At 65.2% G+C, this 9,609-nt stretch carries 11 protein-coding genes; 10 read left to right on the forward strand and 1 reads right to left on the reverse strand.

What is annotated here, in order from left to right:
- Positions 1 to 5: 5 nt before the first annotated feature.
- The 7 genes from GVL61_RS14950 to pcaF are packed head-to-tail and all read left to right on the forward strand — an operon-like array spanning position 6 to position 6,066.
- Entirely contained in the window at positions 6 to 1,355 is a 1,350-nt protein-coding gene (locus tag GVL61_RS14950) for a Rieske 2Fe-2S domain-containing protein (protein ID WP_159981450.1), read from the forward strand.
- A complete protein-coding gene (gene benB, locus GVL61_RS14955; protein WP_159981451.1) occupies positions 1,352 to 1,867 on the forward strand; it encodes a benzoate 1,2-dioxygenase small subunit in 516 nt (171 codons plus the stop codon). The genes GVL61_RS14950 and benB overlap by 4 nt, the downstream gene beginning before the upstream one ends.
- 10 nt (positions 1,868 to 1,877) lie before the next feature.
- Positions 1,878 to 2,678, forward strand: a complete 801-nt coding sequence (benD, locus tag GVL61_RS14960) for a benzoate diol dehydrogenase BenD (protein WP_159981452.1) — start codon at positions 1,878 to 1,880, stop codon at positions 2,676 to 2,678.
- Positions 2,679 to 2,689: 11 nt separating this feature from the next.
- Positions 2,690 to 3,397: a CoA transferase subunit A gene (locus GVL61_RS14965; protein WP_159981453.1), complete on the forward strand. Its 708-nt coding sequence runs from the start codon at positions 2,690 to 2,692 to the stop codon at positions 3,395 to 3,397.
- Positions 3,397 to 4,074 carry a 3-oxoacid CoA-transferase subunit B gene (locus tag GVL61_RS14970; RefSeq protein WP_159981454.1) on the forward strand — a complete coding sequence of 226 codons (678 nt, stop codon included), beginning with the start codon at positions 3,397 to 3,399 and terminating at the stop codon, positions 4,072 to 4,074. The genes GVL61_RS14965 and GVL61_RS14970 overlap by 1 nt, the downstream gene beginning before the upstream one ends.
- Positions 4,074 to 4,853: a 3-oxoadipate enol-lactonase gene (gene pcaD, locus GVL61_RS14975; protein WP_159981455.1), complete on the forward strand. Its 780-nt coding sequence runs from the start codon at positions 4,074 to 4,076 to the stop codon at positions 4,851 to 4,853. Before GVL61_RS14970 ends, pcaD begins: the two co-directional genes overlap by 1 nt.
- Positions 4,854 to 4,860: 7 nt before the next feature.
- Entirely contained in the window at positions 4,861 to 6,066 is a 1,206-nt protein-coding gene (gene pcaF, locus GVL61_RS14980) for a 3-oxoadipyl-CoA thiolase (protein WP_159981456.1), read from the forward strand.
- A gap of 32 nt (positions 6,067 to 6,098) precedes the next feature.
- Here the strand turns inward: pcaF and GVL61_RS14985 are convergent, their stop codons facing one another.
- Positions 6,099 to 6,986, reverse strand: coding sequence for a LysR substrate-binding domain-containing protein (locus tag GVL61_RS14985; protein ID WP_159981457.1), 888 nt, complete (start codon positions 6,984 to 6,986; stop codon positions 6,099 to 6,101).
- Positions 6,987 to 7,118: 132 nt separating this feature from the next.
- On the opposite strand from GVL61_RS14985, the gene GVL61_RS14990 reads away from it, so the two are divergent.
- From GVL61_RS14990 to GVL61_RS15000, 3 genes are all read left to right on the forward strand, one after another.
- Positions 7,119 to 8,399 (forward strand): MFS transporter, encoded by a 1,281-nt coding sequence (locus GVL61_RS14990; protein WP_159981458.1) that lies wholly within the window; start codon positions 7,119 to 7,121, stop codon positions 8,397 to 8,399.
- Positions 8,400 to 8,475: 76 nt separating this feature from the next.
- Positions 8,476 to 8,676 carry a hypothetical protein gene (locus tag GVL61_RS14995; RefSeq protein WP_082057694.1) on the forward strand — a complete coding sequence of 67 codons (201 nt, stop codon included), beginning with the start codon at positions 8,476 to 8,478 and terminating at the stop codon, positions 8,674 to 8,676.
- Between the two features lie 75 nt (positions 8,677 to 8,751).
- On the forward strand, positions 8,752 to 9,348 hold the full coding sequence (locus tag GVL61_RS15000; protein ID WP_159981459.1) for a hypothetical protein: 597 nt from the start codon (positions 8,752 to 8,754) through the stop codon (positions 9,346 to 9,348).
- The last annotated feature ends 261 nt before the right edge of the window (positions 9,349 to 9,609 follow it).

Genomic DNA, 9,609 nt, shown 5'->3' on the forward strand with positions numbered 1-9,609 from the left:
GGATCATGCACGAACATCTGATGGACCGGGTTTCGACCGCCGTCGTCGACGACCCCGCTACCGGTGTGTTCCGCTGCCGCCGGGATGTTTTCACCGATCCCGAGCTGTTCGAGCTCGAGATGAAATACATCTTCGAAGGCAACTGGGTTTATCTCGCGCACGAGAGCCAGGTCGAGAAGAAGAACGACTACTTCACGACCAATATCGGGCGCACCCCGGTGATCCTGACCCGCGCCAAGGACGGCGGCCTCAACTGCGTCGTCAACGCCTGCGCGCATCGCGGCGCCAAGCTTTGCCGCCGCAAGCGCGGCACCCAGCCGCTGTTCGTGTGCCCCTTCCATGGCTGGAGCTTCAAGACGGACGGCACGCTGCTGCGGGCCAAGGACGCCAGCACCGGCGCCTATCCCGAGAGCTTCGACCATGAAGGTTCGCACGATCTCACCCGCGTTCGCGTGGAAAGCTACCGCGGCTTCATCTTCGGTTCGCTGAACCACGACGTGTTGCCGCTGGAAGAGCACCTCGGTGAGGCCAGGGTCATCATCGACCAGATGGTCGACCAGGCGCCCGAGGGGCTGGAAGTGCTGACCGGCAATTCCACCTACACCTTCGACGGCAACTGGAAGATGCAGATGGAGAACGGCTGCGACGGCTATCACGTCAGCTCCGTTCACGAGAACTACCAGTCCACCATGGGCCGCCGCGCCGAAGGCGGCACCAAGGCGGTCGACGCCAACGGCTGGTCGAAGGCTCCGGCCAGCGGCGTCTACGGGTTCGAACATGGACACATCCTGCTCTGGACCCAGGTGCTCAACCCTGAAGTGCGGCCGGTCTGGGGCCTGAAGGACCAGCTGACCGAGCGTTTGGGTGAAACCCGCGCGAAGTTCATCCTCGAACAGACGCGCAACCTGGCGCTTTATCCCAACGTGTTCCTGATGGACCAGTTCTCCACCCAGATCCGCGTGGTGCGCCCGATCGACGTGCACACCACCGAGATCACGATCTACTGCTACGCCCCCAAGGGCGAGAGCGCCGAGGACCGCGCCCACCGCATCCGCCAGTACGAGGACTTCTTCAACGTCACCGGCATGGGCACGCCCGACGATCTGGAGGAGTTCCGCTCCTGCCAGTCTGCCTACGAAGGCGCGGGCGAGCTGTGGAACGATCTCAGCCGCGGCGCCACCCGCTGGATCGCCGGACCGGACGCCAATGCGGCGGCCATGGGCATGAACCCGCTGCTCTCCAGCGAGCGCAGCGAGGATGAGGGCCTGTTCGTGCGTCAGCATGAATTCTGGGCGCAGATCATGTTGGACGGGCTGGCACGCGATGCGCAGCCGATGCTGGAGGCCGCAGAATGACCGCCGTTCTCGAACAGAGCCGCGCGGCTCTCTCCTACGGCGACATCTGCGCCTTCCTCTATCGCGAGGCGCGGCTGCTCGACGACCGCGAATGGGACGAATGGCTGGAATGCTATGCGGACAGCGCCGAGTACTGGATGCCCTCCTGGACCGACGACGACGCGCTGACCACCGATCCCCAGCGAGAAATCTCGCTGATCTACTACGGCAACCGCAAGGGTCTGGAAGACCGTGTCTATCGCCTCAATACCGAGCGTTCCTCGGCCAGCACCCCGGAAGCGCGGACCTCGCACTTCATCGCCAATGTCGAGGTGCTGGCGAACCGCGAGGGGCAGGTCGACCTGCGCTATAACTGGCATACGCTCAGCCACCGTTATCAGGAGACGGCGCAGTTCTTCGGAACCACGTTCCTGACGCTCGATACCACTGGCGAAACGCCGAAGATCCTGAAGAAGAAGATCGTCCTCAAGGACGACTACATTCACCAGGTCATCGACGTTTATCACGTCTAAGGAGATGGGAATGATCTTCGCAGGACGGTTCGCTGGCAAGGTCATGGTCGTGACCGGCGCGGCGCAGGGTATCGGCGCCGGTATCGCCATGCGCGCGGCGGCGGAAGGGGCGAGCCTCGTCCTCGTCGATCGGGCGGACTTCGTGACCGAGGTGGAGCAGGCAATCGTGGCGGCGGGCGGCCCAAATAATCCGGGGCGGGCCGTGTCGGTCTGCTGCGACCTCGAAACCTATGAAGGCGCAAGCCAGGCCATGGCGGCGGCGCTCGAAGCATTCGGGCGCATCGACATCCTCGTCAACAATGTGGGCGGCGCGATCCGCATGCGCCCCTATGGCGAATTCGAGCCTGCGCAGATCGATGCGGAAATCCGCCGCTCGCTTATGCCTACGCTCTATTGCTGCCACGCGGTGCTGCCGGCGATGCTGGCGCAGGGGCGCGGCACGATCGTCAATCTCTCGTCCAACGCCACGCGCGGTATTCGCCGCGTGCCCTACTCGGCGGCCAAGGGCGGCATCAACGGCCTGACGCAGAGCCTGGCAATGGAATATGCCGAGGCCGGCATCCGCGTCGTCGCCACTGCGCCTGGTGGAACCGAGGCGCCTGCGCGCCGCGTCCCCCGTAATGCGGCGGGCGACAATGCGCAGGAGCAGGCGTGGATGGCCGAAGCGGTCGAGCAGGTAACTTCCTCCGCCTTCATGAAGCGCTACGGAACTCTCGAGGAGCAGATCGCACCGATTCTGTTCCTCGCTTCGGATGAAGCCGGCTATGTCACCGGTTCCATCCTGCCCGTCGCCGGCGGCGATCTGGGATAAGGAAAAACACGATGTCCAAAATCTACGATAGCCCTGCGGCCGCGCTGGAAGGTCTTCTGTTCGACGGCATGACGATCATGTCGGGCGGTTTCGGCCTCTCGGGCAACCCTGAGAGCCTGATCCCGGAAATCCGCGCCTCTGGCGTGAAGGACCTGACGGTGGTTTCCAACAACGCGGGCGCCGATGGATTTGGTCTGTGGATGTTGCTGGAAAGCCGGCAGGTGAAGAAGATGATCTCCTCCTACGTGGGTGAGAACAAGCTGTTCGAGCAGCAGTATCTTTCCGGCGAGCTTGAGCTGGAACTCAACCCGCAAGGCACTCTGGCCGAGCGCATCCGGGCCGGCGGCGCGGGCATCCCGGCGTTCTATACGAAGACCGGCGTGGGCACCGTGGTCGCCGAGGGCAAGCCGGTCGAAGAGTTCGAGGGTGAGGAATACGTGCGCGAAACCTGGCTGCGCGCCGACCTCTCGATCATCAAGGCCTGGCGGGCGGACGAGGAGGGCAACCTCATGTTCCGCAAGACCGCGCGCAACTTCAACCCGAACATGGCGACGGCCGGCAAGGTTACCGTGGTCGAGGTGGAGGAGATCGTGCCCGCAGGCACGTTCGATCCCGATTGCATCCACACCCCCGGCATCTACGTGGACCGCGTGGTGCTCTCCACCGTCAACGAGAAGCGCATCGAAAAGCGAACCGTGCGCGAAAGGGAATCCGTCTGATGACCCAAGAAACAAAGGGATGGACCCGCGACGAAATGGCCGCCCGCGCGGCAAAGGAACTGCGCAACGGGTACTATGTGAACCTGGGCATCGGCATCCCCACGCTGGTCGCCAACCATGTGCCGGAAGGCATCAAGGTCACGCTGCAAAGCGAGAACGGGATGCTGGGCATCGGCCCGTTCCCCTACGACGAAGAGGTCGACCCCGATCTCATCAACGCTGGCAAGCAGACGATCACGGCGCTGCCGACGTCCAGCTTCTTTTCCAGCGCGGACAGCTTCGCGATGATCCGGGGCGGCCATATCGACATGGCGGTGCTGGGCGCGATGGAAGTTTCTGCGGCAGGCGACCTCGCCAACTGGACGATCCCGGGCAAGATGGTGAAGGGGATGGGCGGGGCGATGGACCTCGTGGCGGGCGTGAAGAAGGTCATCGTGGTGATGGACCACGTCTCCAAGCACGGCGATCCCAAGATCCTGCCCGAATGCACCCTGCCGCTCACCGGCAAGCGCGTGGTCGACATGATCGTGAGCGACCTTGCCGTCTTTGCCATCGACCGGAAGGCCGGCGGCCTGACACTGGTAGAACTCGCGCCCGGCGTCAGCCTGGATGAAGTGATCGCCAGGACCGGCGCACCGTTCGAACACGGCTCCCTCGCCGGGGCGGGAACGGCCTGATGTCGTTTACCCAAGTGTCTGGCGCAAGCCTCTACTGGAAGCGGGAAGGGCGCGACGATGCGCCTGCGCTGGTCCTGCTGAACTCGATCGGCACCGACATGGACCTGTGGGAGGCGGCCCTGCCGTACCTGCGGACACGGTTCGCGCTGCTGCGCCTCGATACACGCGGACATGGCGCGTCGACAGCCGAGCCCGGCGACTGGACGCTGTCGCAGCTGGCTTCGGACGTGCTGGCGGCGGCCGATGCGGCTGGCCTCGGCAGGTTCTCGCTCGCCGGGGTTTCGCTGGGCGGGATGATCGGCATGGAACTGGCCCTGCAGGCGCCCGAGCGGCTGGAAAAGCTGGCGCTGGTCTGCACCTCCGCGACGATGGACGCTGCTTCGTGGAACGACCGCATCGCCAAAATCCGCGCCGAGGGCATGGCCGCCATCGCTGATCTCGCGATGGGCCGCTTCCTGTCGGAGGCCTTCGCCGCAGCCAATCCGGCGGTGTTCGAGACGGTTCGCCGCCAGCTCGTGAGCATGGACGTGGCGGGCTACGCCGGCTGCGGCGCGGCGATACGGGACATGGATCTGGCCACGCGCATTGCCGGGATCGCGTGCCCGACAATGGTCGTCACCGGCACCCGTGACACCTCGACGCCTTATGAAGGGCACGGCGAGCATCTCGTAGCGCGCATTCCCGGCGCGGTGCATTGCCCGCTCGGCGCAGCCCATCTCGCCCCGCTCGAAGCGCCCGAGGCGCTTGCCGGGCTGCTTGTCTCGTTTCTCGAAAGTTGACCTGACCGTGACCGAAGCCTTCATCTGCGACGCCGTGCGTACCCCCATCGGCAAACTCGGCGGCAGCCTTGCCACCGTGCGCGCCGACGATCTCGCCGCGCTTCCCCTGAAGGCGCTTATGGCGCGCAATCCGGGCGCGGACTGGGGCGCGGTGGATGACGTGATCCTCGGCTGCGCCAACCAGGCGGGCGAGGACAATCGCAACGTCGCGCGCATGGCCGCGCTCTTGGCGGGCCTGCCGGACAGCACGCCGGGGGCGACCGTCAACCGTCTGTGCGGCTCGGGGCTCAACGCGCTGGGCGATGCGGCCCGCGCGATCCGCAGCGATGATGCCGACTTCATGATCGCAGGCGGCGTCGAATCCATGACTCGCGCGCCCTATGTGATGGGCAAGGCAGGCAGCGCCTTCGGCCGCGACCAGAAGATCGAGGACACGACACTGGGTTGGCGCTTCGTTAACCCGGCGATGAAGGCGGCTTATGGCGTCGATACGATGCCGCAAACCGGCGAGAACGTCGCAGCGCAGTGGCAGGTCAGCCGCGAGGATCAGGACCGCTTCGCCCTCGCCAGCCAGGAAAAGGCCGCCCGCGCCCAGACCAGCGGACGTTTCGCTGCCGAGATTGTCCCGGTACAGGTTCCGCAGCGCAAGGGCGACCCGCTTCTCTTTGCTCAGGACGAACACCTGCGCGGCACCAGTCTTGAAGCGCTGGCGAAGCTGAAGTCGGTGGTCATGGCGAACGGCACGGTGACCGCGGGCAACGCCTCTGGCCTCAACGACGGCGCGGCGGCGATGCTCGTCGCCTCTGAAGCGGCGGCGGCCAGGCACGGCCTGACCCCGCGCGCGCGGGTGATTGGCATGGCGGCGGCAGGGATCGCGCCTCGGATCATGGGCGTCGGCCCGGTCGAGGCAGGGCGCAAGGTGCTTGCCCGGCACGGCCTGACGATGGACCGGATCGACGTGATCGAACTCAACGAAGCCTTCGCCAGCCAGGCGATCGCCACCTTGCGCGATCTTGGCGTCGACCCCTTTGGCGATCCCCGGGTGAACCGCAACGGCGGCGCCATCGCGCTTGGCCATCCGCTGGGCATGTCGGGCGCGCGAATTGCGCTCTCGGCAGTTGAGGAACTGCACCGTACCGGCGGACGCCACGCGCTGGTGTTCATGTGCATCGGCGTCGGCCAGGGCCTCGCCGTGCTGTTAGAGCGAGCGTGAGGGGGGGGGCGCCCGGCCTTGCGTGCCTCCTGCTAGTCTGGAAATTCCTGGTGCAATTGCTGCGCCAGCCATACGCCGAATGACCTGATCGCAGCGTCCTTGTCCGATGCGATGCGGGACCAGGCGAAGTGGTAGGCACCCTCGAACGGAATCTCGATATCAGAGAGTCGGACGAGCCGCCCCTCGGCGATCGCGTCACGGGCGATTACCTTGCGCACCAGCGCCACGCCCTGTCCGGCGACGGCGGCATCGAGCATCAGTCCGGCATCCTCGAACGGCACCGAGCCGGTAGGTTCCGCCATCGCGATGCCGGCCTTCTGGAGCCATGGTGTCCATGGCTGCCAGACGTTGCGCATGAGGTGGCACCGGGCGAAATCCTGCGGGCCATGGATTTCCATGTGCCTGCGATAGTGCGGTGAGCAAGCGGGAAACACCATGTCGACGATCATTCGCTGCGTCGTCAGGTCCGGCCACTGCCCGCTGCCATAGCGGATCGCCGCATCCAGCCCGCCCGGACCGATCGGACTGACCTCCAGTCGTGGATCGAGCGCAATCGCGATCTTGGGATGGGCGGCATGAAATGCTGCCAGCCGGGGGACGAGCCAGTTCGCGGCGAAGGAGGGCAGCACCCCGATCCGCAGCACCTGCTGCCCGTCATGGGCGGGCGCGGGGAACACGCTGGCGATCAGTTCCAGCGACTGGCGGATCACCGGCAGTACCTGCCGGGCGGCGGCAGTCGGCTCCATGGTGTTACCGCGCCGCTCGAACATCACCGCGCCAAGACGTTCCTCGATTTCGCGTATGCGGTGGCTGACCGCGCCGTGGGTGACGCCGAGTTCTTCGGCAGCGCGTGAGAAGCTCCTGAGCCGGGCGGCAGCTTCCAGCGCGCGCAGGGTCTGGATGGAGGGCGGACGGTACATGCCCGGTTGTTACCCGGATTCACAACCTCCGCCAATATTGATCGTTCGCGCGGTGCCGGGACGTGCAGTAAAGAGCGGTAGATAGCCTTGGCCCAAACCTGCGGGCCAGCCATGACGGAACCGAGCATACCGATGACTTTCCGCGCCTTCCGCCGCCATCCCGCCATTCTGGTCGTCGCCGTGACGTTCCTTGCGCTGCTGTTTTCTGCGGGGTTGCGGTCTGCACCGGGCGTGATGATGCTGCCGTTGCAGCTGCATTTCGGTTGGGACCTGGCGGCCATCTCGTTTTCGGCGGCGCTGGGCATTCTGCTCTATGGGTTGGTCGGCCCCTTCGCCGCCGCGCTGATGATGAGCGTGGGGATCAAGCGCACGATGCTGGCGGGCCTTGCCCTGATGGCGGTGTCAACTTTCATCAGCCAGTGGATGAGCGCACCTTGGCACTATGTCCTGACCTGGGGCGTCCTGTCGGGCATCGGGTCCGGCGCGGTGGCCTCGGTGCTGGGCGCGGCGGTGGTGAACCGCTGGTTCGCGACGCGGCAGGGGCTGGTCATGGGGCTGCTCAGCGCCAGTACTGCCACGGGCGCGCTGGTGTTCCTGCCGTTCCTGGCCTGGCTGACGGAAGGGGGGGCGTGGAAGCCGGTGGCGCTGGCGGTCAGTCTTGGCTGCGCGGCGCTGATCCCTGCCGTCGCCTTCCTCGTACCAGAGCGGCCGGAAGATCGCGGCCTGCGCCGCTTCGGCGAAGCCCCCGATACCGCGCCTGCCCCGCCGATGAAGCAGGCGGCCACGCCTTGGCTCGCCGTCGAGGCGCTGGTGCGGGCAGTGCGCCAGCCAGTCTTCTGGCTGCTGTCGGGCACCTTCTTTGTCTGCGGCCTGACGACCAACGGCCTGGTGGGCACGCATATGATCGCGTTTTGCGGAGACCATGGAATCGCCCCGGTCGCAGCAGCGGGCCTGTTGTCGCTGATGGGCCTGTTCGACCTGATAGGCACGACCGCCTCGGGCTGGCTTACCGATCGCTATGACCCGCGCCGCCTGCTGATGGTCTATTATGGCCTGCGCGGACTTTCGCTGATCGCCCTGCCGTTCATCGACTTCGGGCAGGTGAGCCTCACCATTTTCGCCGTCTTCTACGGGCTGGACTGGATCGCAACCGTGCCGCCCACGGTCAAGCTCGCCAACCAGTCGTTCGGTGAACGCGATGCGCCCATCGTCTTTGGCTGGATTCTCGTCGCGCACCAGATCGGCGCGGCGGTGGCGGCGTTCGGCGCCGGCGTGATCCGCGAACAGACCGGCACTTATGCCCCAGCTTTCGTCCTGGCTGGCATCTTCGGGGTGATCGCAGCGCTCGTCTTCGTAGCCGGGTTCGCACGGCCTGGTGAAGCCGCTCGCACGGGCGAAATGAAGCCGGCTTGACCGCTGGCCCGGACGCTCGTGGAAAACCGCCGACCACACATGGACGAGGCAGTGCCGCTCTGGCTACCGGCCCCTTATGAGCATCATCGCAACCATCATGAATTCGGCCACGGGCCAGCCCATCCAGAAGATGACTTTCGGGCGCATGCCCAAGCCATGGGCCTCGTTCAACCTCGAAACCGGCGAGCTGGTAACTGCAGACCGTGTCCATGTGGGCAAGCCCGCGCCGGGCAAGTTCGTGGCCCCGGTAGAGGTATGGGTCACTCCCAAGGCCTGAGCGCGGCTTGGCTATGGAGGCGGGCTGACCTATGGGCTCAGCCTTGCCTCCACACCGGCCCGTGAGTGACCCCCTTTGACGACAGCAGCAAAAGACCTCCTTCAGCTCGGCAAGCTCGTTGCCTCGACCCACGGATGGCCAGCCGCCCGTGCCTTCAAGGCCTATGAACTGAACGACGCCGACCGGGCACGCATAGCCGGATGCGCCGTCGACCTGCTGAAGGTATTCCCCAAGGCACCCGGCACATCCGCATTCCTGAGCGCGGCCTTCGTCGTCCATCTCGAACGACATCTTTCAGCGCCGGTCCACCTCGTCGCAGGGACCTTGGCGGTAGACGGCGAGCCGGTTTACGAAGATGACCGGCCATCTGCCGCCGCAAACGCCTTCAAGGCCGAAGAACTTCAGTGGCAGGGTCACATGTGGGTGATGATCGGGGGCTATGTCGCCGATATCTCCATCTTCCGTGCTGCCTACTCCAGCGATTGCCCTCCCGCACTTGCGCGCCATGTCCATTCGGTCTTCGGCCAGGACAAGGGGCTGTACGTCGACCAGTGGCGGCGTTCGCGCCGTCAGGGCCTTAGCTACGAACCACAATATGTGCTGAGCCAGGATGAGGTGACGAGCCTCATGGGCGGTGCGTACCGGCTGATAGAGCGAGCTAAGCGGTGTTGATAAGTTTCTCGAATTTAGGGTTTGACCGAATCGTGGGTGGCTCTTAGAGGGCTGTTCACCGCAGCGGACCATCTGGTTGTTGTTGTGGTCGCCGACATTGGACGGGCATCTGGCTCTCTCCCTAATCGCAAGACGCGGGGGATGAGTGGTTGTCCGGGTTTTTTGTCTGGTTGTGCTTTTTGACATTGTAGGTTTTAGATGAAGGGACATGTGGGCGACGGCGCCTGCTCCCGGGGCTTCAGGGCTCGGGGTGGCAGTAAT

It is taken from the genome of Novosphingobium sp. 18050 (genome assembly GCF_902706195.1).
GTDB lineage: Bacteria > Pseudomonadota > Alphaproteobacteria > Sphingomonadales > Sphingomonadaceae > Novosphingobium.